Consider the following 23,442-nt stretch of genomic DNA (forward strand, 5'->3'; position numbering starts at 1 on the left):
CCATTTCCTTCATTTAAGATAATCTACCACAAGGTGATTTAGTTTTTATTTTTCCAGAAGTAATTTTCTTTCTTAGACTTCTTTGTAGAGATTCAGTATATTGTTTTGCTTGTTTTGCATCTATTTCATTATTTTTATACATTCGTTGGATTCTATCTAACTTTTTCTCCACCATTTTTGTATAGTTACGATGTCTTGATCTATGGTACAGTTTTTGCCCATGATTTTTTGCATTTGCAGCACTATCCGACATTAATAATCCATTTGTATAATGATCTCTCATTGTTCTAGGTAACCCAACACTATCTAAGAAAGTGGCATATCGGTCCCATGTTAACTCAGGTATAAGATGATGTGCTTGCATTCCATCACCCTTTATTCCTCCTAAGGATTTGTCTAGTGCTGTAGAACCTTTGCTTAATCCAAATATGTCAATCCACGTATTTGGATCATTTACATATGCATATAAAGTTGGATTCCCACCAGCAAGTCCAATCGGGTCAATTTGAGTATAGTTCCCTTGTTCTGGGTCGTAGTATCGGAATCGATTATAATACAATCCTATTTCTATATCTTCATACTGCCCTTGATAACGGAATGGAATGAAGTTTTTCTCACCGGTAAATTCTTTTGCTCTTCCATAAATATCAAGTTCTGCTGACCAAACCCTCTTACCTTCTTCATCATAAGCTTCTACAGGCGTTCCTAGATGGTCACTAATAATACTGTAATTACCTTCATTCGTAATTTTAGCTGAAGGTACGAACCCATCATTAAATATCCATGTGACTAGATTATCTACTATTTCGGCGTTATCCTGTGAAGAATACTCATCTAGATTTTCATATATATCTGAAATATTCTGTGAGAAATACTCATGTAGGATAGTGTTCCCATCCCAAATGAATTTCGTTATCTTTTCGTTTGAACACTTTTCTATTCGTCTACCTAGCGAGTCATACTTAAAAGTAACTTCTGTGTTGTCTGGCTTGATGACCTTCGACATCATGCCATTGCCGTAATATTCGTACTTCCACGTATCACCGTTCTTCCCAACCTTCTGAACAAGATTACCTTCTTCATCATAAGAGAATGTAGCCTCTTTCGTTTCAAGCAATCTACTTCCGGCGCCATAGACACGATCTGTCTTTTCTTTTGTTTCATACAGATTCCCGACATCATCGACACTGCGGTGTAAGAAATCAAATTGACCACCTTGATTGGACCAAACGAGGTTACTGAATTCATCGTAACCATAGGTAACTTTTACACCTGTTAGCTCGTTTACCATGCTTCGCAATCTATGATTGGCGTCCCAATTATACACGCGTCTTCGAGTATGACGGCCCTGACTACTTATTCGATGGTGTGTTGGTCTACCAGTAACGTCATACTGCCATTTGCTGATGACATCACCTGGTAAGATTCGCTCAATCTCTTGACCAAGTTCATTGTACTGCATGGATGCTGTCCAATGGGCTTGCGCTGAGCGAGAGGCTGTGATTTGTGACACATCTCCCATTTCATTATGAGTGACATCGATTTTTGCACCTAAGCTACTCATAATCTGTGAACGGTTGCCTAATTCATCATAGCTACTCGCAATCCAATGGTCATTCTGCCATTCCTTGATTACTTGTCCAGATGGATCTCGCTCTAGTTTTACTTTCACATGCTCATTTTCGGTCTCCATCAACAAGCCATTTTTGTCATAGCCGAACGTTTCCCAAGTGTCATCATAATAATCAGCTCGAATGACATTCCCTAAATTGTCATGCTGATACGCTGTCCAACGATCACCTGGTCGTTGAATTCGCTGAACCAATCCTGCCAGACTTCGCTCATACGTTCTTTCCATCTCATCATAGCCGATTTCCTTGATGATATTCCCTTTTTCATCACGTTCAAACTGATACGCTTCGCCTTTTTCATTGATGACAGCAGTCAACTGCTCCTCTGTATCATAGGTGAATTTGACTTTCTTTCCACCTTGTTCTCGGGATATTAAGCTACCAAGAATAGTATAATCAAAGGCTACTTGTGTATGGTTATCCCTTGCAAAAATAACATCATCATAGGCATTGTACTTTAATTGAATGTCGTTACCATCTGATAGATTTGCACGTACTAGGCGATTCAAGTTATCATATACGAACTTCTCTGTGGCACCTAGCGGATTGGTCGTTGTTGTGCAGTTACCACGACGGTCATATTCCCATGTTGAACTTGTCCCGTCTGGCAATGTTACTTGACTTAGATTCAGATCAGCGTCATAAGCTAAGCTTACCACATGGCCTTGTGCATTTGTCACCGTTTCAATTAAATAATTCTCATTATAGGAAAATTCAGTCTTTGTTCCATTTTCTATAATATTTGCCTGTAATGTACTATCTTCATTATAAATCCACTGACGACTTCCGCCCTCAGCGTTAACTACCTGAATTAACCTATCTTTCTCATCATACAGAGAGGATACGGTACTGCCATCTGCAAGAGTAATCGTCACTGGATTTGCCCACTCATCATAGCTATATGACGTGACACGACCATCTTCATCTACTTCTTGCAGTAATTCAAAGTCCCCATTATATTCATAGCTAACTTCACTACCATCTGGATGAACAATTTTCGTACAGAGATTATCTTCGTTGAAATAATAATAACTCTTATGACCTAAGCTATTCGTAATTTCATTATAGCCATCGTGATATGAAAGCTCCCCTGCAAGGACATTGCCATCTCCCCATGTTTTGATGACTCTTGCACCTGTAGTTGGCCCATCGTAGCGCCAGAAGAAGCTATTTTTATTACGATCTGTTTTTTGCATCATTAAGTGATTCACATATTTTATATGCGTACTTTGCCCTAACGCATCTTGGATTTCGATTAAATCTTGTCCATCATTGTAATCATAGCGGACTAAGACTTCACGACTCATTTGGTTGCGTAAAGCGACTTCTGTCATTCTGCCTGCTTCATTAGTAGTAACCTCAAGCACTCTTCCCACACTGTCCGTTACTTGAGATAGGTAGCCTTTAAGGTTATACGCAAATTGAATATGATGCGCTTGCTCATTTCTTACTTCTTTTAATCGGTATTTCGTCTTTGTAGTTTGTTCAAATACATAAATCAATCGTGTATCATGCTCAAACAAATGATACTCCTCGCCTGTATTGGTTAAAGTCATTCTTTCTCGTTTGTTAAAATACGGCAAGTTTATTGGTAAAATTGGAAATCCTACTGCACGACCATCCGTTACTACAATCCCAATCAGGTCATCTTCTTCAAAAATCTCTAAGGCTAGATCGTATGTAAAGTGCATACCATGACCTGTTAAGCCAATGCGGCTACTATCACTGTACCAAGCGCGCTCCCATGAAAGGGGGATCGGTCCAGGTAGTTCAAAGTCGATGCCTTCATAAATCATACGCCCTGTAATTAAATCAACAGGCTCAAATCCTCTTTTACAGAATTTTTTACTTAACCCTTGTGTACAATTAAATTTCTTTAAGACTCCATGATTAAATTTCGTTAGCCCGGCTTTGGCCACAGCTTTCATTCCGTCTACTGCCTTCGACACAGCGAGCAATTCATCCATCGATGAGATGACTTTATCTGCGGCCGTCTTCACACCCTTAGATGCTTTGTTGGCTAGTTCCGCTAGTCCCTTTACTGCATCTAACGTTTTAGATATTTTCGGATAAGCTGCCTTCATCCCTTTTGCTACAGCTTTTGAAGCATCTATTACCTTATCTGCTCCTTTTGCAACATCACCAGCTTTATCTAAGAGTTTTGCCCCTTTTTTGACCTTGTAGGCAGCTTTGGCGGCATCACCAACTAACGGGACTGCACCTACTAAGTTCATGGCTGCATCCATGTAATTCCCTCTTGCCAAGCTAATTCCTGCATTCGCAATATCCGCAAATGTACCGATGACAGGAATAAACCCAGCGATATCCAGCGCTGTACTTACACCATCTAATAAACTACTAAACCAGCCTTTTTTCTCTTTCTTCTCTTCAGCCTTTTGCGGGAAAATTAAGTCAACTTTACTCATAGCTTCGATGGCTTCTTCATTTAACTTCGGTGGCTGACTCTGCTTTTCTATACCTTCTTGCTCAATGAGCGTACTAATTAATTGGGTGTCAGCGGCCATTATTACATGGCTTTGTTCCTTCGCTGATATCGCGATCCATTCCTCAGCTTCTACGGCTAGCTCCTTCATCCCACTTATTTCGAGTGTTTCATCGGCTGCTAGCATGATGGTACTGTTACTTTGAAATGTTACGCCATCTCCATCATCCATTTTTAAGTCTAAGACACCATCTACTGCACTAAAGGTAATATCACCAACACCTAATGTCACATCTTTCCCAACATTGGTCGCCAATGATTTAACGGTAGTGTCCGCCATTTTCTTCGCCTGCTTTTGTCCTCCCTCTGGTGTGGCGGGATTAACACGCACGGAGCTGATAACGATGGCTTCTTCTTCAACCGCACTTGGAAAATGCAATTGAGCACGTGCACCTATTTGGGGCATTAAATACATAACACCATTGGCATCTGCTGAATAGGCAAACCAATGTGCTTTTCCTTGATCCTGGCTTTTATCTATATCTAAATGAATTTTAACGGTGTTTTGCGTAACATCAATGATCTTTCCTGTAAATGCTGCACCAATTAGATCTAGATTGCGTACTAACCGCTGACGAATACTTTTCTCTGGTTGGGCAGTATATTGAAACTTCAGCACGCCCCCCTCAAGAAGGGTTTCCCTAGCCGTTACGATATAGGAGCTTCCCTTGAATTGCACCAACGTGCCCAACTCATGGGGTTCCGTGCTTTCAAACTCACAAAATGTATAATCGGCTTCACTTACATCCGTCCCATCGTTTTCTGTAATCAAACGATACGCATCAACGTCCATACGTAGTATAGAAGGCAGATGGTCGATCGTTATGCTTTTCCTACTTTGAGGTGTACCGAGCCAAAATCGAGCACCTTTTCCTTTTAAATCAGGAAAAACAACGGCGTGCAAACGGGAGGCCATTCTTTTAATAAATTCCCAATCTGTTTCTAAGTATTGAATCGCAATACTACCAATGGCTTGACCGTTAGAAGCTTGGTCGATGTAATCCCCATTAGGATAGGCTTTCACGATGTTATTTATTAACTGCACATACGTCATATTGGCATCTTGAAAAGAACGTGAGCGCTTCGCAATATCCATATTTGCTGTAAATGATACAGCCTCAACGGAGACATAGTGCACCCCCTGAGCTGCCTGCAACTCCGCGTTTTCTATTCTCCCTGAGAACAATACGGCACTGTCTCGTCCAAACTTCACAACTACTTCATCTGTATGATTGACTCGCTGAATATACTTTCGCGCTTGCTCTTCAGCAATCATTCCCGTAAAGTACAATCTCGCATGGTCATTGCCCTTATGTTTGATCGTTAATTTATCTAAATGAATAAGCGGATAATTCCATTCGAGCACAAGATCCTCATACGTACTAATCATGTGTACTTCCTTTTCTTCTAGCGATTTCATTACTTACCTCCTTTCCATCAACCTCGTCTTTAAAAACCTTGTTTCGGTATCTCTACTTCCTCTTGACCGTCATGAATAATTTCGATTTTGCCTCCACCTGCTGAGCATTGGGTATGGCAGCGACTTAATAACGCTTGCTTTCCCTCGATATTGACATTTTCCATGCCTTCCATCCAATCAATGGAGCATGTTGGTGTACATGGCTTTTGCAACTGTAAACAAACACCAAAGGTTGGGATGTTGTCAGGGTTTCGATCCCCTACATTCATGACGGCTTTCTCTTTAATAAAAACGCCATGGTCTTGCGGTAAATTTAAATAATTGAGGTGGCTACCATGCTCGCAGGAAATGATGGCGCCATGTACGACATAACTAAATTGCTCCTGTTCCGAACCTTCTGTTTCCAAACTTTCTACAACTTGAGCCATTAAATATCCTTCCTTTCGTATCGATTGAACACTGTTTCAAACTACGACAATGTTTTGGAATGATTTAGCTGATCATCATAACGTGTAGTTGATTTCCGTTCCGACTGGGCGCTTTGCCGCTGACGCTTCGCTTTCGCGCAGAGCAGAGCTTCTTGGGGGCATCCGATGAGCCGCTTCACTCGCGTTGCTCGCTCCAGGGTCTCGGGCCACCAGATGTCTTTTGCGCGAAAGCAGGATGTTGGTCACGAAGGCGTTATCACAGGACGTGATGCTTTTAGCCTTCGTTCCTCTATATCGCTAATCCCCAAGGAGTCGCCCAGTCTCCACTCCCATCAACTTATATAAATGGCATTCATCCACAACTTTGGATAATGAGCCATGATTTAGTAGAATGATCTATCGACTTTGTAGTTTTACTCGCTGCAATTGAATTCCGAGATATGGTCGTCGTAGCATACTTTCTGCTACATCTAAATTGACGATGGTGAACGATTCCTTTTTACCGTCGACTTGAAAAATACAATCTAGTTCCACCTTCTTCGGGTCAATTACGAGCTCCTTTATTTGTCCGTCTGGATAATAAATCGTCTCATCGGAAATACAGTTCTTCTTCACAATATCCATAAGCCAATGTACGCGCTGTGTTCCTTTCTTCACATCCGTAAAGACTATGGCTGTAAATTCTAAGTTATCCTCGTATTTCACAAGCAATCCTTTCAAATCATCTGACACGATTCTTCGAGGCTTCTCTAAATAATCCAGATATATCGCATTGTCTTTTTCTATTACTTCCCCGAAAACAGATGAACAGACAAAGTTATCATCGAGGTCTGTCTTGAAAGGAATGATTGGATTTGTAATACTTTGATCTTGCCGAACAATAAAATATTCCATCTTTTCCTCCTGCAACTATCATTGCTATTGATTTCACGTTAATGAATCCAATGAATGTCTTTTATCTGGTCTGGGCTAAATTGACACTTCTCTTGATCGCGTTTAAAGAAAGTAGCTCCTTTTAAATTGGCACCTGTAAAATTGGCGCCTGCAATCTGCGCAAACTCAAATTTTGCATTTTCCAAATTCGCATGACTGAAATCAGTACCTAAATAACACGCTACTTCATCATCGGGAAGCATCATTGTTTTTCCTTGTGCATGCGTAAAATTAGCGCCTGCTAAATTGGCATTACGAAAATCAGCATCTTGAATGGTCGCATATGAAAAATCAACATTCGCTAAGCTACAATCTACAAAACTAGTACCGATGCAAACACTTTGTTTCAATGAAGCCCCTTCTAAGTCACTGCCATTGAAATTCGCATAAGAAAAATCCATTTGGTCGAAATATTTTTGCTGTAATGGTAGGCTCGAGAAATTTTCAAATGTATAAGATTTATCCGTCTCGTTTTTCTCTAACCATGAGAGAAGATTTTGTTCCACTCGTTCCCGGTCATCGATGACCCCGACGTCTTCACTAAATCCTTTATATTCCCCGACACGAAATCGCAAGTACGCGGCTCGTTGAAAGTCTATTTCAGGTACGTTGTCTTGTTGATAGCGGAAGAGATAGCGCACCAATTGAATAATATACTGATGAAACAGAATCACAGTTTGTTGAATAATTCCTCGAACATCAGCTGCTTGGATGTAGAGGTATGGCTTTCTTTCTTTTTCAAGCGTTGTGTGTAAATCTATAATCGCCTCACTAAGCCATTCCGCTTCATACTGTGCCGTACATTCGCCCCAATCGTAGTACCATTTTTCTCCATACGCTTCTAGCAAATACGTACACTTGTTATCTAGTAATGATGTTCGCAGCAATGAAAAATGAATAAAGGCAACTGGCGCTAACCTCCCTTGCCCCTGCTGCTCTCTAATATTTGCAAACAGCTGTTCAAGTGAGTGAATAATTGGTTTTAATAAGATTTCCTTCTCTTGGCGAAACTGGCGATCAACCTTCTGTTGTAATCGGCTGATATGAACTGACACGCATTCATCCATAAAATGCTGTAATGCTTCTTCTCGTTTCATGCGTCCACATCCTCACTAATTTGCTCGTACTTCTGTTCCTTTAATCTCCATTTTGTCTTCCATCTTGATGGAACTATCTTTACAAGTCATCTCTATTTTCTCGCTCGCATTAATCATAATTTGCTTCGCATTGATGGCGACTTTATCTGTTGCTTGTAAAGTAATATTTTTATCACTTATGATGGAGATCCCATTATCATCCATAAGCGAAATCATTAATCCTCCACCAGATATGACAATCCGATCCGGTGCAAGTAGAATTTGTTTGCCGTGCTTCGTTCTGAGCGTTTTAACATCTGGATCGGCCATCCGTGCTGGGTCTTGGCGACTATCCTCGGGTGGTGCAGGCCTTGACCCTCCGCCTCCTCCGCCACTAGCACTTCCACCGCCTCCTGGACTAGGCGGATTCGTTGCTGCTAACATCGAACTAGATTGTGGTGGCGCTTTTGACACAGAACTAATCGCAATCCCTTCATCCTCGCGATTGCCTGGGAAATAGATTCTCACATTATCAGAAAGCTCTGGCATGAAGTACCAGCCTGTATTATCTTCTGATGCATAGATCGTTGAATACGGAAACCAATACGCTGTATCTTTATCTTGCCCCTCGTCAAAATCGACATGAATACGAATTTTATCCCCCGCAACATCGATTACTTTGCCTTGAATAGAGGCGCCAATAATAGCTTGATTATAAGTAGTGTGGACACTGAAGCCGTTCTGAGGTGTTAACGTATAAATATGCTTGAACAAGCCATCTTTTAAAGTTGAGTAGATTTTATAGACAAATAACTTTTTTGATTGGAACGTCACTTCATTGCCTATTTTGAATGGTTGGAACGATTCTACTTCATAGTACATGTAGTCACTATCAGTAATACCGTCGAGATGATTTTTACTGGACACAAGGAAATTGCCGATCGCCTTTTTAACTCGATAATTGATGGCCTCCATTTTTTGCGTACCCCCAGCTTGAAACGGCACACCGAAGTAAAACTTAGCAGCCGGGTGAACCGTATCTGGCACCAGACCTGTATGGAAGCGCGATGCCATTCGTTTAAGAAACTCCCAATCCGTCTCTATATATTGCATCGTAAAGCGGCCAATAGTAGCGCCCTTTGAGGCATAATCCATGAAATCTGCACCTTTTTGATCGGCAATACATGCATTTATTAATTCACTATAGGGCATACTCGCATTTTGATAGGTTTGATTTTTCTTCTTCACATCTAACACATACGTATGCGAAACGGCTTTAACCTCCAAATAATAGGTGCCCAAAACCGATTTCACTTGTACATCTAATGCCAGCCCATTGAAAATAGGAATAGTTTGTCCACCACTACCGATTTGCACGACTTCAATAGCCGTTTCTGCATCGGTCATATATACATAGGAATCTTCGAGTTCATCTGGAATCACGCCCGTTAAATGCAATGTAGCATGCTCATTCATTTGCTGCGTAATTTCAATTTGATTGACGCGAATATTATAGGGCATCACGATGATATCTTTATACGTCAAGGCTGTTTCCTTATTCATTCAACAACACCTTCCCCATCTAATAATTTGTTTTCAACAACGATAGATTCCATCATGCCGTAAGCAATTGGTTTCCAAATATCCATCTCTTTTTTCAAACAATTAACCGAGCCCATCGTCACATTCTCGCCCACTATAAATAAAAACATTAAATTATAAATCTTGTTATCTAGCGCTGGCGAAATGAAATCAAAGTAGCCCATTTGAAAACCGTTCACTTCATTCATGCCAATATCCAACATTTTTGTAGTTGGCTGCGTTTTTTGAAGGATGTTCCTCATAGCCTCTGTGAAGTCTTCTAATTCCTCTTCTTTTACCTGTTGTTCCATAATTTTTAGCGTGACATTGATGGACGTACTTTCACTTGTGTAAATATAATCGGGTCTACGACTGGATGGATATTTAATATCCATTAATTCAAGCTCCATCACATCAAATGTTGCTGGCATACACATCCTGATTTGACCCTCATAAAAACTCATTTCTTTAAACTCAATCGTTTCATCTTCAATCATGAGCTGACCATCTTTAATCGCTTTCACAATATCAGTATGTAATAATTGGTTTTCGATGTTCTCCATTCGTTTCTTCTGCCTTGCATGTTTCGTCATCTCGATAACTTCTTCATCCATAAATTTCATTATTTTCGCTCCTTCATATCGATTCTGTATTCATTCCATCTTATAACCTTATATTTTTTCGCTTTCCTATTAAATAACTCCGATTACCTAGGTCATTTTGTTATTAATTTAATTTTTTTCAGTAATATTCCAGTAATAAATACATATATGGCAATATAACCATTAATTGGTTATTTTCATCATTAAATATGCTAATAAACCGTAGATAAAAAGTCAACATCCATAAGTTCTATTATTTGGAATAAACAAAAAAATAATCCCGAAGATCGGGATTATTTTAAATTTAGTAGTTAGATATACTGTCTGAGAAAAGAATAAAGTGGAACTTTAATCATTGGGGTATAAGCACTTAGTACACTAATGAAAATGCAAAAAAGCACCTGTCGCCGTTATAGGCAATCAAGTGCTTTAGGTTCATATATTTTTTAAGCTTATTAATATTTGCAAGTTTTAATAAGTTATTATTTTCATATGACATCTTTTTTTTAACGCTTGGCAGGTGTAATGTATAGATCCTTATGCTTATTTAATCTATTGCATATTACATTCATAAGTAGCACTTTAAGTAAAATGTCATCTCGCCTATTCTCGCCCTTATTAAAATAGCAACTATTGATAGCTTGTCTTTATGAGTTATTAATTCAAATCTGATTATTCCATAAAATTTTTATACCCTTGTTTATCGTAACGAGCTTTTTCTCGTATGCAAGAAAATTTAAACTAATCTTATACGTCCTTAATATCAAATTTTAATTGCTATGATTCAAAAGCTGTTCTATCCGGGAACACACCACCTTCTTTAACTAGGCAAACTGTCAATCTTTGAGCAGCTCTATCAAAATAGAACTTAGATGCAAAATCTGGTATAACTTCTAACTCGGAAAACTTCCTAGTGAATTTATTTAACTCAATTTTCCCCATAATATGTTCATTAGGCCCGAATCTGTAAACCACAGTTTCATTATCTTCATATTCTTTTAGTAATAAAACGTATGATGCCAACTCTATTCCTCCTTTGGTTTAGGTCGTTTTGGGATTGGCAGTTGTTTTCGTAAAAATGTAGTAAGCTGTAAAGGCTATGTCCTTTTGCTGTAATCATGGCATTCTAAAAATTCCCGGATTAGTATTGTATTTTGGCTCTTTAACGTTTCGTCTAGGAATATCTCCGTGTTCTTTTCCTGTAACACGTACCTCTTTGACAATTTTACCATCAGGTCCGTAAGTGTATATTTAGTTACATTACCGTCCGGTACTGGGGAGCCCTCTCACAAAATATCATTTAAATTTTTATTTTATTTTTTATTATATTAATATAATCTTGAAACGTTTCCTTCTGTTCATCGAACATCCAAATATCTGCAAAATCTATTAAGTTGTTCTTTTCAACATTTTCAATCATTCTATCTAATCTACTCTTATGTGCTAAGAGCATTTCTGGACTAATAGATGCTAATTTTTCCATCATTTCCATTGAATCAATGTCAGCATAGAAAGATGTGTTCTGTTCATCAATCCTTTCAATAATTTCAAACGTTGCTAAATCTTTAAAAACATCTTGTCTAATACAACGGATCAAATCAAATTTTGATAACTCACATAGACACTTCCCAGTAATTTCTAAGTACCATACAGGAAGTGATATATCAGAATATTGAATTGCATTTTGTATTACACCTTCATATTCTTCATTAGTCAAAAACTCTTTTAATTTCATTTTTCTATTAATCACATACATTACTCAAATCATTATTTAGGTAGATAGACTCAGACATCGAAGGCAAACATATCTTCAATTTTTTTATTGTAACGAGTAAAGTTATCGAAGTTCATTATCTAAATTAGGATTTTTGAGCATCCCTTCCCAACTTCTGTTCAAATCCCTCGATATCCATCAAAAACAGAAACTTCTTGAGCATGATCATAATAACCTACATCTGGTTTTGGAACAGGTCACCAACTAAATCCCTCTGCGCTCCTTTTAAATCCATTTAAGTTAAATAATGTTTACAAGTCGTCTCATTTATCTCTAGATATATACCAAGTTCAAGCCTTGATCCTTACAGTATGCCTTAATTTCATCTTCTTGATATCTCAAGTTATAATCCGTCTCATGCTTGCACTTGAGTCGGGACTCAGATATACCCAACAACGTTTAATTTCTCAATCTACAGTTACATAAATTGTAATTTTTATAACGCTTTTTAACGAATAGCGAGTATTTTACGACCGTCTCTAGTAAAATCAAACTTAAACATATTTGACTATATACAGTAAACAATTCCCTCTCACATTTTAACCATTGTTTATCACCACGAGCTTTGTCATTATCGTTTATTTAATCACTATTCCATACAAAACTACCTCCTGTATGTAAAATGTCATTTCGCCTAATTCTCACACTTTTCTTCTTAGACCACTGTTTATAGAGTACTCATTGATGGTCCACCTTCAAAAGCTTTCGATTCTCAAACAAATCATTTTCTTATTGTCTCACTCAAAATCAAGTACTTATTATTAACTATTCATATTATCCAAATATTTACTTGCTAAATCAAGGGCCACTCCTAACTTAATTTGATTCTGCTTACTTAGACCTTGTAAATACTGAGTAATAGATTTAAATTCAATAATTGGTTTTATTTCTGCGTTATTTTGATCTAACTGAATCTCCAAGATAATGTTATTATCAATTAATAACTTATAAATATCCTCACCTTGTTCAGGTATCCAATCAATAATATAAGCTACTTTCATTTCTGGATATAAACTTCTTACCACTTCAAGTAATCTTTTATTCTCTTCACTCTTGAAAAGTAATTCATTAGATTTTACAAGTATCTTTCTTAGATCGTGTTCCGTCTTGCTACCAATTAGTTTCACGTTTCCACTCCTTTTATTACCCTGTATATCTGTTACTAAATTACCACGACTATCAACAAAATATATGTACTTCTACTTCACTTTCTCCAGATAAATTTGGAATAAAATAGCTCATTCTTTACGAAAAATGCAACCAATTAACGTAATCTCCTTATCTTTTGACGAGCTAAACAAGGGGTTTGCAGCTTAATAACTCGGCGTTTTCTGCTGCTTGTACTTGCCAAGTTTCTTTTTCTCTACTTTTTTTCTTTGTATGCAAAAAGGCTTATTCCTAACTCATAATATAAGTTTGAATAGCCTTTGAAATTTTTTTTGCCGTTTTTTAAGTGGTTTGATTATATCACCAAATGTTTTTCTTATTATTTAAACTTTTATTGTGCAACCATTTCCTAGCTTCTTCATCCGTTAGAATTATTGGTTTTTCTAGGGTTCCTATATTGATACTTTTTATAAAAGCCTCTTCTATTCCACGAATTCCGGTTAATATAGCTCCGTTTAGCGATACACTTTCAAACGTTGCTAATCGTATATCGGCATTTAATAAAACTGCATTACGAAAATCCGCCTCATCAAAAAGACCAGCTACTAAATTAGCGTCTGATAGATCTGCTTTAGCAAATACAGTTTCAATACATTCACTATCCGCAAGTCTAGCAGCTTTCATATTGGCATTTGTGAAGTCTACATACGAGACATTAGATTTACAAAAATCTACTCCTTCTAAATTTGCAGATATAAGAGTTGATGAACATAGTAAAGATGACGAGATATCCTTATTAATTAAATCCATGCCATCAAAGATACAATCTGTTATATACTCTTGATCAAGTGGATATTGGGACAAATCCACATTCCGCAAATCAATCTCATCTATATCCAGTTTTTCTCCTTGTTCCCCAATAGTTTCAATCCAAAGACGATGCATCTCTAATTTAGCGATAATTTCTCTGATATCAATGATCACATTAACTCCCCTATGGATACCAAATAATCCAACTTAATTGTATAAAATTCGTCCTTCTAAAGAAGAAGGGTATGAAATCAAACTTTAATGTACATTCAGAAATATTCTATAATTACTTGTATTGGTTTTACTAGGCTTATAGTTGATAGGGCTAGAAGTTACTGTGGCTGCCCAACCAAAAATTTTTTAGAATCGCTTTTCATGGACATTGCAACCATCATGAATATTTACTTCTTCATCTATTTTATTCTTCAAAGAGCACACTTTTGGAAAGAATCCATCCATTTAATCCATATGAAGCGTAAATTTTATAGTAATCTTTTAATGCAAAACTAGTTTAGATTAAGCATTTCCCGGTTAACTTATTGGATTCAAAAACTATGATGCCTCGAATTTAACCCATGTACTCCTCTGCAATCTCAATACTTCTCTTTAAATTTAAGTCTGGGTATCTCAGATTTAGGCGATATAGTAGTTCAATATACTTTTTACTTTGCAAATTATATGCCACTTCTTCAAAAACCTCACTTAAAAATGAAAGTTCGGTTTTTGTACAAACTTGTAAAAAATGCAAAGTCAAGTTTTCATTTTCACTTAGTAAAGCAATTAGCTCTTGCCATTTTTGCTCAATTCTTGGGTCATTATCATCTAGTAATGCTCGTGCACCTAAAACTGCTCTAACTTTTTCTTCAAACATTGTTAATCCCCCATTTTGAAACAATTCATACCAAACCTTTTATTAAGCTAGGTTGCTAAAACCAGTTCAGTTATAATGTAATTAAAACCTCTTTATTTATTAGCTTTGAATTCTCTAAATCGGCGTTTAAAAAGTTACTTTAGAACAATCTGTTTTAGCAAAACTAACATTTCGGGCATTTGCATTTGAAATTTGCGTAAAATAAATCTGCTTTATAAAATAAGCATTTACATAAAATTTGATGAGCATAACAATGATTAGGACATATCACTACTTCTAAGATTTATATCGTCAAATTTACAAGCAGTCAAATATGCTTGATTTAAAGCGCATCCTGTTAAATCAAACTCAAAAATCTTATTTCAATGAGACCTAGCTTTTTACCTTGACCACCTATCATTTCAATCCAAACTTATGTAATTTTAAACTTACTATTATCTCTAGTGGTTAAATATTTCAATTGCAATCTTCAAAATTGTTCATATTAAATGTATTGCTTTGCTACCTTACTTTTAGGATTTAAGTTTATTATTTCTTCAGCTATTGTTTTAGCTTCTTGATAACTTAGTAATTTATCGGGAATGTCATTAAAAAATAATAAATATTCTTTAAGTTCTATATCTTCTTCATCCAATTCAACTGCTTTTTTCGCATGATAAAATGCTGCCTGATATGCTCCCTCTAAATGACTTAATGGTTGAGATAATATAATTGAAGCAATATAGTGAAGGAATGAAGTTTCCTTACTTTTTAACATATCAAAAACAAAAGAATAATATATGATGTTCTCTGATTCATAGCATAATTCCAACATATAATTTTCTAATTCAACTTTATTCAAACTATCTACTAAAGCTTTAGCTTCTGTAAAATTTAACGAGATAATTAATTTTTCTAATCTTGTTTTCATTTTGTTTTCACCCACGCATCTGATATTTTAATTTTTCCATAGGTATTTTTATTAAGCCTAAAAAATGTAAATGTTTCACATTCGAACATGATTCAAAAAATGATGGTTCAGAAAACAGACAAACTTCTCCCGAGTCGTTACCTGGGATTAAGAGGGAATTTTCACATGTACATCTATAATTCTTAAATTATCATCAGGTAGATGTTAACTCCTTTTATAATGGTTATATTCGTTAATGCCTAGTTTGCCAATTTTTCTTTAATGTAAGAATGTTCAAGAAAACTAAGCAAACTCTTGGTTAAATATTTTACTTGGTATTGATCTAAATCACTATTGACAATTAACTGACCATTCTCTTTTCTAAGTAATTGATCCGAACCGTTTTCTAAAAACAATAGATTTCCGCCAACTTGTCTCATAAGATTCCCAATAACTTTAAACAAAACTTCTATTCCTTGATAGAAAGTGTTACCAAATAATTGAACTCTAATGCATACATTTACATCTAAATCGTAATGCCTTCTAATAAAAGCTATGTCAGATATATCCTCAATTTCTAGAGCTAATGAAAAATACTTAATCCCAATAACTATTTCTTCTTCACTACTGTGAACAGTTATCTCTTCGTTCACAGATTCAACTATTATACTTCGAATAATTTCCGCCAGGGATTTACAACTTAAATTAGAGCTTAAAAACAATTCGTAATCCATTTATTTCTCCTCTCCAAATACTCGTGTAATTTTTCCGTCGTTCACAATAAGTAATTCTTTTAAGTTTTTCAAATCTCCATTTGGATTAGCTTTTCTTTGAATACCTTCAGTAATTTCAAGAATTTTCTCAGGTGGAAAATTATCCACATTAAGAACAATTCTTTCTGCCTGTGTTTTTGTTTTAGTTGTTATGGTCCTAAGGACATATTATCTGTCTTCGTATTTGGTGTTGGAGCATAACAATCAAATACTTTGCCTTCAATGAGAAAATCTGGATTAGATGTTGCTTTTATAACGTGACCATTACCGCAATTTACTTCATTTAACATTTTTATTTCATAGCCCTTATTTGCCAAGAAATCTGCTGTTTCATTCTCTTTCTTCACCATGTGAATTACCATTTGTGTATTCTCCTTTTGGCTTACTCCCATTAGGCAATGAAGGTTCAGTCAGAATAGTATTACCCGTACCCTATGTTGTCATCTTAAAATCTGCTAATAAAAAACAATCTCTCTTAAACCTTATTAAACTACTTCTTCCTTTTTATTACCAACAATTCATAGCTGTTTTGTGCTTCATTATGCCGTGAATTGTTTACTAGCCGTCTCATTATACAAACCAATGCTTTTCTTTTAGTCCATTGATAGTAAGAATGGAAAAGTACACAATTTAATAAGCGTAATCTTTTCAATTTCCGTATCTAAACATGCAAAAAAGCTCTTGTCGCCTATGTTAAAATCCTTATGTTATTTAGACTCTTCTATCGATTGTATAGGAAGATTAAAAAATCTGATAAAGTATCACTGACCTTATTAAAATCATCTAAATCTACACTTTCATCATAATAATATACCGCTGGATCGTCCCCCTCATTTAAATTAAAAAACCAGAATATATATCCTTGATGCATCATAAATATAAACTGATTATCTGTGAGTTTTTTTATGAAATTATCTTCCTCCAAAAGTTCAATAGCCCACTCTTTTAAATCGAAAATGTACTTCGTGGAATAATCCGTACCAACTAAAAATTCAATTCCATTACCAGCTTTATTCATAAAATCCAAATAAGTTTTAGGAAGTGTTCGAGTTGGAGACAATTCTACTAATTTTGATATATCATCCTTACTGCAAGGTTTCATTGGATAAGAGTCCTTCTCTAAGGATGTGAAAAAGTCCTCTATAATACTACTTGTGATACTAAATCTCCTCCTTCAAAACATTATTTATCTTGACATTTTTTTGTAACTATTGTTTAGCTTCTTCTAGAAAAAATGGTTCTTCAAGGGAGCCTATATTGATGCTTTCAATAAAAGCATCATCTAGTCCTCGTATAGCTTCTAAGTTTGCTTTAAACAACACTTTTTCAAAAGTCAAATCGCTAACATCTACATTTTGAAGGTTAGCATTGCGGAAATCTACCTTATTTAAATGTGCTCCTACAACGTTGCATTATTAAATATAGTTTCAATACAGTTACTCTGTTTTAAAGATTTGCATAAGAAACATTAGCATTTTCTAGATTTGCGAATACAAAATTTGAAGAGCAATAGTTGAGGTATACATGGTTCTTAAATTTCTATTTCTATATCAAGTTAGAGATTTTTCATATTAATATTGTTAGAATGAGAACTTAGAGGAGCAAGTACAAAAAAAAGCACTTGTCGCCTGGTATAGACAATCAAGTGCTTTAAGTTTATAAATTTTCTAAGTTTATTAATATTCGCAAGTTTTATAAGTTAGTTTAGTATTGACAGTATGACATCTTTTTTACCACATGGCAAGTGTAACGTTTAAACCCTTTAACTTGTTTAATCTCGTGTGTTTGTTGCTTATGCCACCCCATACAGTGGTCCTTGTAAGTAAAATGTCATCTCGCCTATTCTCGCTCTTATTGCTTTATTGTTAAAATAGCACCTCTTGATGGCCTAGCCTTCATGAGTTATTAATTCAAATACAAGGACTTATATCCCATCCAATATCATAGAGTATAATGGTAATTTTTCCAACATTACAAATAGTCAACTACATTTTCTATAGTGTCTTTTAATGCAACATAACTTAGTTCATTATAGGGCAATACTTCTTCGTAAATTTCTAAAAATACTTCTTTTAATTCTAATTCTTCATGTTGAGTTAAATCATCGTTATCGATTTTTTCAATTAATTCAAAAAATCTACCTAGCTTTATACATAAGTTCGAATCAATATTTTCATTTGCATCGACTTGGTAAACTTCATCTGGTAATAAATGATTACTAGCATTATAAATCAAAATTCCCACCATCTCATTATTCTGTAAAAAAACAGAAAAATCTGAGGTTATCTTTACTTCAATAGAGAAGTTTGCTCTGTCCCATTTTTCAGAATAGGATAGTAAATTATCCTCTTCAATATAGTACTCGGTAAAATCCGATAAATTACATTTGAAATTCCTTTCCTCACTTATTTCGATGTTCCCCTCTCTCTCTTCTAATAAGACTTTATCCATTTTTCCGCTTTTTACTATTACTGGTTCGTTTAACTTTATTACTGCACCTATAAAATTCAAATCTTCCTTATTAAATAATACAGTATCTGAATTAGACCACAGCCATTCAAAACTTCCATAACTTATATTTTTTAATTCTTCAATTTCGTTGTAATTTTTCTCTTTACCAATCCATATAATTTGACTCGATAAGTACCATCTTACATAAGTATTACTTATAATTTGTTTATTATTAATATTTATTTTCATATTTTCATGGTAATATTTGCGTAGCAGGTGGCATGGTCCCCCCACTTGGAGTTGGAATAGTTCCATTTACAATTGCGTCATGTGTGACGGGCTTTCCTGGGTCTGTGGGCTTACCACCAAAGATTGCAGCACCACTTTCTCCTCTTGCTCCATCAGGTCCATAACTTGTAATTGTATTTCCTTTTGAACTGCCTTTGCTTTCAACTATTACTACATTTCCTCCCTTCATATAAATTAGGTTCTGTGAATTATTACCTGCAACATAAACCGAATCAGGATTAGATAATATTTCCAATTCTTTTTCTTTTCCAAGTCTACCATGATAGTTACTTGCATATTTAATTTTTCCTTCATTGGCTTTTTTACTAATATCATTTGCTGATTTAGCTTGCTTTTCAAAACCTTTTGGTGTACTATCTTTACCCGTATCCTTAGGAATATCACCTTTAGCTGATGCCGCATTTTTCGATGATTTAGCAGCTGCTTCGGTTGCATTCGTCGCGTTTTTGCCGTTGGAGAAGAGATTTAATGTAGCCTTTCCACCTTTTCCAGCTGTTTTAGCATATCCACCACCCAAGATACCTGCCGCTGATATCCCTCGATCCATCGCACTCAAAAAAGCACTTGTCGCCTGTTATAGACAATCAAGTGCTTTAAGTTTATAAATTTTCTAAGTTTATTAATATTTGCAAGTTTTATAAGTTATTTTAGTATTGACAGTATGACATCTTTCTTACTACATGGCAAGTGTAACGTTTAAACCCTTTAGCTTGTTTAATCTCGTGTGTTTGTTGCTTATGCCACCCATAAGTGGTCCTTGTAAATAAATTGTCATCTCGCCTATTCTCGCTCTTATTGCTTAATTGTTAAAATAGCACTCCTTGATGGTCTAGCCTTCATGAGTTTTCGAATCAAATATCAGATTACTTTTTAACCACAAACTTCTTTGAGTTAAGAAAAAACCTTGAAAGGCATATAGCCAGTCAAGGTTTAACAACTCAATAACTATCCTCAAAAAGACAATTAAATCTTGTAACGTCTTCCTCTTTTAACTCTAATGAAATATTCAGCACTACAACATTTAGAATAGCTTCGTCTAGCGTTTGAATTCCATTATTATTTAATATTTCTAAAATCCTTATAATTTTTTCTGACTTTTAATTAGTTAAATAGGATTATTCGGAAATTCACCCTATGGGGTACACTCATGAAAGTTTACTAAAGAGGGTTACTCTTTTCAATGAGACTACGTTTTCGAACTGTAATCATTTCTTAGTAACTACTAATTTACATCAATTACTTGTATTCCTTTAACCTGAGCACAGTCATTAATCTCTTTGATTAAATTGTTTCTATAAACTGATATTGCTCCGTGTATTTCTTTTTCACCATCTGCATCTATATATTCCGGAAATAAAATAAAATTTGTTTGATCCATTTTTTTTATTATATATTCATTCCCTTCAAATTCTCCACATCTGATATGATATGAAGTTATAAAAGACATTATATCTTCGTATAATTCCTGTGTATTAATTTCTGCCTGCAAAAATCCTTCTAAAACATTCATAATAATCTCACCTTTCTATTTTATTGGATAAGCTGATAACATGCCTCCATCTTCTGATAATACAACTTTAATTAAGTTTTCTCCCTTTGTTCCTATAGTTTTTCCAGCGTCAATTATTACTGAGTAACTTTGTTTTCCCATTTTAGTTAATCCATTATCTGTTATTGACTGGACTGTTCCATTTTTCATTGAATCCTTCAATATTTGCTCGGCAGCACCTTTAGAATCTCCTAAAAACTTTGCTCCATTACCTTTAGTTGTTGATAAATGCTTTGGTTTGACATATGCGTCATCAATATTAAATTTATCAACTACCTTTTTGCCTTGTTTAAAAATATCATCAGCTACACTGGCTCCCTTACCAACATCACCCGTACCCTATGTTGTAATCTTAAAATCCGCTAATAAAAAAACAATCTATCTTAAACCTCAATAAACTACTTCTTCCTCTTTTATTATCGGTAATTCATAGGCTGTTTTGTGTTTCATCATGCCGTATATAATGTTTACAAGCCGTCTCATTATACAAACCAATGCTTGTCCTTTTGTTTTGCCTTCTTTTAGCTTCCGTTGATAGTATGCATGGAATACTGGATTCCTTGGTAGCTTACTTCCTTTTGCCACTTGTACTTGCTGTACGGCTAAGTTGTAAAATAAAGCGTGTAGCGCCCGATTTCCTTGCTTGCTTTTTTGTTCCCTTCCTTTCCCACCAGAGCCAAAGTAAACAGGCGCAATACCCGCAAAACGCGCTAATTTGTTAGCATTTGGAAAACGGCATACATCACCTATTTCTGCAATTAATGCAGAAGCCGTTACGAGTTCAATTCCTGGCATAGAGTCTAGTTGAAAGTCTAGTAAATTCATTAACCCTTTTAATTCTCGTTCTACATAGCGTATTTCCTGCTTTTTAAACAAAATGTCTCGAACGATGCTTCTCACTAGAAAATCTCGTATTTCTTGGTGTTCTTTTATTGTGTTTCCATCCTCTTTAAACAGCTTTAAAATTTCACTCGCTTTTTTCACCGAACATGTATTGTGACTGGCTTCTAATAAAAAAGTGGTCAATTGCTTAACACTTGCACCCTCTAAACAAGGTGGAGACGGGTATCGTTCCCAAAATGCCAATGCTGTTTTTCCATCTACTTCTGAAAAAAACTTTTTATAGCTTGGATAGTGGTGACTTAATTGAATATGCAGTTGGTTCTTTAAAGCACCTTGTGCCTTTACTAATGCATTTCTTCTAGTGACCAGTTGTTGTATCGACCAATATAAATCATGGGGTCTAACGTCAGGTAACTGGTCTAGTTCACTCAACAAAATTCTAGCTACACATTCAGCATCCCAACTATCGTTTTTTTGTGTGGTCATCTTGCTTTTGCGTTCACGGTATGATAGAGCTGGATTCACTTCTTTTACAATTTGTTCATGGTCTACTAAATATTGAGCTAATGCTCGTCCATAGCCCCCAACATCTTCTAAACCAAAAATAGGTGTCAAACCATCTTCCATATAGTTATAAATATCCAGTAAAAATGTTGGAAAAGCAGAAGGTTTATTTTCAAACTTTATTTCACCTAACTTCTTATGCCAACAATCAATAATCACCGCTACATGGTGATGCTTATGTAAATCCACTCCAATATATAAGTGTTTCTGTTTTTCGTGCATCATACATTCTCCTATTTATTTTTAATGAATGAAAATACCGGCAACCTTAGTTCGAGCGTTCACCAACTGGTGCGCATTGGTACGAAAGCCTATCTATTTTCACTGTTACATAAGAACTTATAAGAAAATGAGCACCTTTTTTAAGTATTTCAAATTATTGCTTGGTGTTTCCCATTTGCTTGTATTTGTCCATATGTATATATCCCTTGATAAAAACTTTCTCTGTCTAAAATTCGTTTCACTTGCACTTTCGTAAATGCTTTTCCTTGTGTTGTTTGATACCCCTCTTTATTTAATGCTTCTGCCAACTTAGAAAGGGACCATTTCTTATGTAGTTCCTTAAGCTCAAATACTCGTTTTACTGCACGTGCTTGACCGTCATGTACCTTTAGTTCATTTTCACCTTTATGTTTTATATAACCAAACGTCGCCCTTCCTCCTGCATATCCTCCTTCCTTTGCTTTTTTATTTCTTCCCTTCGTTAGTTTCAGCGCAATTTCAAGCCGTTGGTATTGGTCTAATAACTCCATTAAGCCGTTTACCAAAAAATCATTGGGGTCTTTCTTATGGATACTGTAAAATGGTTGTTCAATACTTTTAATATCACAGCTATATTTCTTTAGTTCTCGTTGTATCAGTACTTTTACAATATCTGACCTCCATAATCGGCTTGTGTTCAGTACAACCACATAACCTATTTGGACAGACGAAAGGTGAGCCAACATCTCCTGTAAGCCCACCCTATCTATTTCTAGTGCTTCCTCATTCAGTTTGGCACCACTTATTCCTTCATCTCTAAAAATATGGACCAAGTTCAAGCCTTGTTCCTTGCAATATGCCTTAATTTCATCTACTTGATATCTCAAGCTATATCCATCTCTTGCTTGCCCTTGAGTCGAGACTCGTATATACCCAACAACGTTCAATTTCTCAACCTCCCGTTACATAAATTGTAATTTTCGTAACGCTTTTAACGAATAGCGAGTATTATACGACCGTCTCTAGTAAAAATACAACCTTAAAAATATTTGACTATATAAAGCAAATAATTCCCTCTCACATTAACCATTGTTTATCGCCACGAGCTTTGTCATTATCGTTTATTT

General features: G+C 35.7%; 24 protein-coding genes. All 24 read right to left on the reverse strand.

All coding sequences use genetic code 11. The annotated features are described in order from the left end of the window. Positions 1-13: 13 nt before the first annotated feature. On the reverse strand, positions 14-5,554 hold the full coding sequence (locus MY533_RS13870; protein WP_248716433.1) for an RHS repeat-associated core domain-containing protein: 5,541 nt from the start codon (positions 5,552-5,554) through the stop codon (positions 14-16). Between the two features lie 29 nt (positions 5,555-5,583). Beyond that, entirely contained in the window at positions 5,584-5,982 is a 399-nt protein-coding gene (locus MY533_RS13875; RefSeq protein WP_248716434.1) for a DUF4280 domain-containing protein, read from the reverse strand. Between the two features lie 396 nt (positions 5,983-6,378). After that, entirely contained in the window at positions 6,379-6,876 is a 498-nt protein-coding gene (locus MY533_RS13880) for a hypothetical protein (protein ID WP_248716435.1), read from the reverse strand. A gap of 38 nt (positions 6,877-6,914) precedes the next feature. Further along, positions 6,915-8,012 carry a pentapeptide repeat-containing protein gene (locus tag MY533_RS13885; RefSeq protein WP_248716436.1) on the reverse strand — a complete coding sequence of 366 codons (1,098 nt, stop codon included), beginning with the start codon at positions 8,010-8,012 and terminating at the stop codon, positions 6,915-6,917. Positions 8,013-8,027: 15 nt separating this feature from the next. Beyond that, positions 8,028-9,554, reverse strand: coding sequence for a phage baseplate assembly protein V (locus MY533_RS13890; RefSeq protein WP_248716437.1), 1,527 nt, complete (start codon positions 9,552-9,554; stop codon positions 8,028-8,030). Further along, complete coding sequence (locus MY533_RS13895; RefSeq protein ID WP_248716438.1) at positions 9,551-10,195, reverse strand: hypothetical protein; 645 nt, start codon at positions 10,193-10,195, stop codon at positions 9,551-9,553. The genes MY533_RS13890 and MY533_RS13895 overlap by 4 nt, the downstream gene beginning before the upstream one ends. Positions 10,196-10,951: 756 nt before the next feature. Then, positions 10,952-11,197 (reverse strand): hypothetical protein, encoded by a 246-nt coding sequence (locus MY533_RS13900; RefSeq protein WP_248716439.1) that lies wholly within the window; start codon positions 11,195-11,197, stop codon positions 10,952-10,954. Between the two features lie 277 nt (positions 11,198-11,474). Beyond that, entirely contained in the window at positions 11,475-11,924 is a 450-nt protein-coding gene (locus MY533_RS13905; RefSeq protein WP_248716440.1) for a hypothetical protein, read from the reverse strand. Positions 11,925-12,709: 785 nt separating this feature from the next. Then, a complete protein-coding gene (locus MY533_RS13910) occupies positions 12,710-13,075 on the reverse strand; it encodes a hypothetical protein (RefSeq protein ID WP_248716441.1) in 366 nt (121 codons plus the stop codon). Between the two features lie 340 nt (positions 13,076-13,415). Then, positions 13,416-14,039, reverse strand: a complete 624-nt coding sequence (locus MY533_RS13915) for a pentapeptide repeat-containing protein (RefSeq protein ID WP_248716442.1) — start codon at positions 14,037-14,039, stop codon at positions 13,416-13,418. Between the two features lie 394 nt (positions 14,040-14,433). Then, the gene (locus tag MY533_RS13920) at positions 14,434-14,736 is read right to left on the reverse strand and encodes a hypothetical protein (RefSeq protein ID WP_248716443.1); all 303 of its coding nucleotides are present in this window, start codon (positions 14,734-14,736) and stop codon (positions 14,434-14,436) included. Between the two features lie 257 nt (positions 14,737-14,993). Beyond that, positions 14,994-15,092 carry a pentapeptide repeat-containing protein gene (locus tag MY533_RS22355; protein ID WP_371873355.1) on the reverse strand — a complete coding sequence of 33 codons (99 nt, stop codon included), beginning with the start codon at positions 15,090-15,092 and terminating at the stop codon, positions 14,994-14,996. A 128-nt stretch (positions 15,093-15,220) separates the two neighbouring features. Next, positions 15,221-15,646: a hypothetical protein gene (locus MY533_RS13925; protein WP_248716444.1), complete on the reverse strand. Its 426-nt coding sequence runs from the start codon at positions 15,644-15,646 to the stop codon at positions 15,221-15,223. Positions 15,647-15,885: 239 nt separating this feature from the next. Further along, positions 15,886-16,359 (reverse strand): hypothetical protein, encoded by a 474-nt coding sequence (locus MY533_RS13930; RefSeq protein WP_248716445.1) that lies wholly within the window; start codon positions 16,357-16,359, stop codon positions 15,886-15,888. Further along, positions 16,360-16,506, reverse strand: a complete 147-nt coding sequence (locus MY533_RS22165) for a hypothetical protein (RefSeq protein ID WP_244887268.1) — start codon at positions 16,504-16,506, stop codon at positions 16,360-16,362. 41 nt (positions 16,507-16,547) lie between these two features. Beyond that, the gene (locus tag MY533_RS22170) at positions 16,548-16,760 is read right to left on the reverse strand and encodes a CdiA C-terminal domain-containing protein (RefSeq protein ID WP_256469423.1); all 213 of its coding nucleotides are present in this window, start codon (positions 16,758-16,760) and stop codon (positions 16,548-16,550) included. 359 nt (positions 16,761-17,119) lie between these two features. Further along, complete coding sequence (locus MY533_RS13940; protein WP_248716446.1) at positions 17,120-17,500, reverse strand: SMI1/KNR4 family protein; 381 nt, start codon at positions 17,498-17,500, stop codon at positions 17,120-17,122. Between the two features lie 106 nt (positions 17,501-17,606). Beyond that, entirely contained in the window at positions 17,607-17,735 is a 129-nt protein-coding gene (locus MY533_RS22175) for a hypothetical protein (RefSeq protein ID WP_256469424.1), read from the reverse strand. Between the two features lie 634 nt (positions 17,736-18,369). Next, a complete protein-coding gene (locus tag MY533_RS13945) occupies positions 18,370-19,164 on the reverse strand; it encodes a hypothetical protein (RefSeq protein WP_248716447.1) in 795 nt (264 codons plus the stop codon). Beyond that, on the reverse strand, positions 19,103-19,714 hold the full coding sequence (locus MY533_RS13950) for a hypothetical protein (protein WP_248716448.1): 612 nt from the start codon (positions 19,712-19,714) through the stop codon (positions 19,103-19,105). Before MY533_RS13950 ends, MY533_RS13945 begins: the two co-directional genes overlap by 62 nt. 666 nt (positions 19,715-20,380) lie before the next feature. After that, positions 20,381-20,668 (reverse strand): hypothetical protein, encoded by a 288-nt coding sequence (locus MY533_RS13955; RefSeq protein ID WP_248716449.1) that lies wholly within the window; start codon positions 20,666-20,668, stop codon positions 20,381-20,383. Positions 20,669-20,683: 15 nt separating this feature from the next. Continuing rightward, positions 20,684-20,857, reverse strand: coding sequence for a hypothetical protein (locus tag MY533_RS13960; RefSeq protein WP_248716450.1), 174 nt, complete (start codon positions 20,855-20,857; stop codon positions 20,684-20,686). Positions 20,858-21,097: 240 nt separating this feature from the next. Then, a complete protein-coding gene (locus tag MY533_RS13965) occupies positions 21,098-22,336 on the reverse strand; it encodes an IS110 family RNA-guided transposase (RefSeq protein ID WP_248719213.1) in 1,239 nt (412 codons plus the stop codon). A gap of 149 nt (positions 22,337-22,485) precedes the next feature. Beyond that, the gene (locus MY533_RS13970) at positions 22,486-23,262 is read right to left on the reverse strand and encodes a recombinase family protein (RefSeq protein ID WP_248716451.1); all 777 of its coding nucleotides are present in this window, start codon (positions 23,260-23,262) and stop codon (positions 22,486-22,488) included. Positions 23,263-23,442: the final 180 nt, after the last annotated feature.

Source organism: Lysinibacillus sp. Ag94 (assembly GCF_023242215.1).
Lineage (GTDB): Bacteria > Bacillota > Bacilli > Bacillales_A > Planococcaceae > Lysinibacillus.

What these genes read in the sequence shown, in the direction of transcription:
- MY533_RS13925 (WP_248716444.1), bottom strand. Translation starts at nt 15,646, where the DNA reads ATGAAAACAAGATTAGAAAAATTAATTATCTCGTTAAATTTTACAGAA.
- MY533_RS13870 (WP_248716433.1), bottom strand. Translation starts at nt 5,554, where the DNA reads ATGAAATCGCTAGAAGAAAAGGAAGTACACATGATTAGTACGTATGAG.
- MY533_RS13960 (WP_248716450.1), bottom strand. Translation starts at nt 20,857, where the DNA reads ATGAAAAATGGAACAGTCCAGTCAATAACAGATAATGGATTAACTAAA.
- MY533_RS22170 (WP_256469423.1), bottom strand. Translation starts at nt 16,760, where the DNA reads ATGGTAATTCACATGGTGAAGAAAGAGAATGAAACAGCAGATTTCTTG.
- MY533_RS13945 (WP_248716447.1), bottom strand. Translation starts at nt 19,164, where the DNA reads ATGGAACTATTCCAACTCCAAGTGGGGGGACCATGCCACCTGCTACGC.
- MY533_RS13920 (WP_248716443.1), bottom strand. Translation starts at nt 14,736, where the DNA reads ATGTTTGAAGAAAAAGTTAGAGCAGTTTTAGGTGCACGAGCATTACTA.
- MY533_RS13930 (WP_248716445.1), bottom strand. Translation starts at nt 16,359, where the DNA reads ATGGATTACGAATTGTTTTTAAGCTCTAATTTAAGTTGTAAATCCCTG.
- MY533_RS13885 (WP_248716436.1), bottom strand. Translation starts at nt 8,012, where the DNA reads ATGAAACGAGAAGAAGCATTACAGCATTTTATGGATGAATGCGTGTCA.
- MY533_RS13880 (WP_248716435.1), bottom strand. Translation starts at nt 6,876, where the DNA reads ATGGAATATTTTATTGTTCGGCAAGATCAAAGTATTACAAATCCAATC.
- MY533_RS13890 (WP_248716437.1), bottom strand. Translation starts at nt 9,554, where the DNA reads ATGAATAAGGAAACAGCCTTGACGTATAAAGATATCATCGTGATGCCC.
- MY533_RS13875 (WP_248716434.1), bottom strand. Translation starts at nt 5,982, where the DNA reads ATGGCTCAAGTTGTAGAAAGTTTGGAAACAGAAGGTTCGGAACAGGAG.
- MY533_RS13895 (WP_248716438.1), bottom strand. Translation starts at nt 10,195, where the DNA reads ATGAAATTTATGGATGAAGAAGTTATCGAGATGACGAAACATGCAAGG.
- MY533_RS13955 (WP_248716449.1), bottom strand. Translation starts at nt 20,668, where the DNA reads ATGAATGTTTTAGAAGGATTTTTGCAGGCAGAAATTAATACACAGGAA.
- MY533_RS13940 (WP_248716446.1), bottom strand. Translation starts at nt 17,500, where the DNA reads ATGAAACCTTGCAGTAAGGATGATATATCAAAATTAGTAGAATTGTCT.
- MY533_RS13965 (WP_248719213.1), bottom strand. Translation starts at nt 22,336, where the DNA reads ATGCACGAAAAACAGAAACACTTATATATTGGAGTGGATTTACATAAG.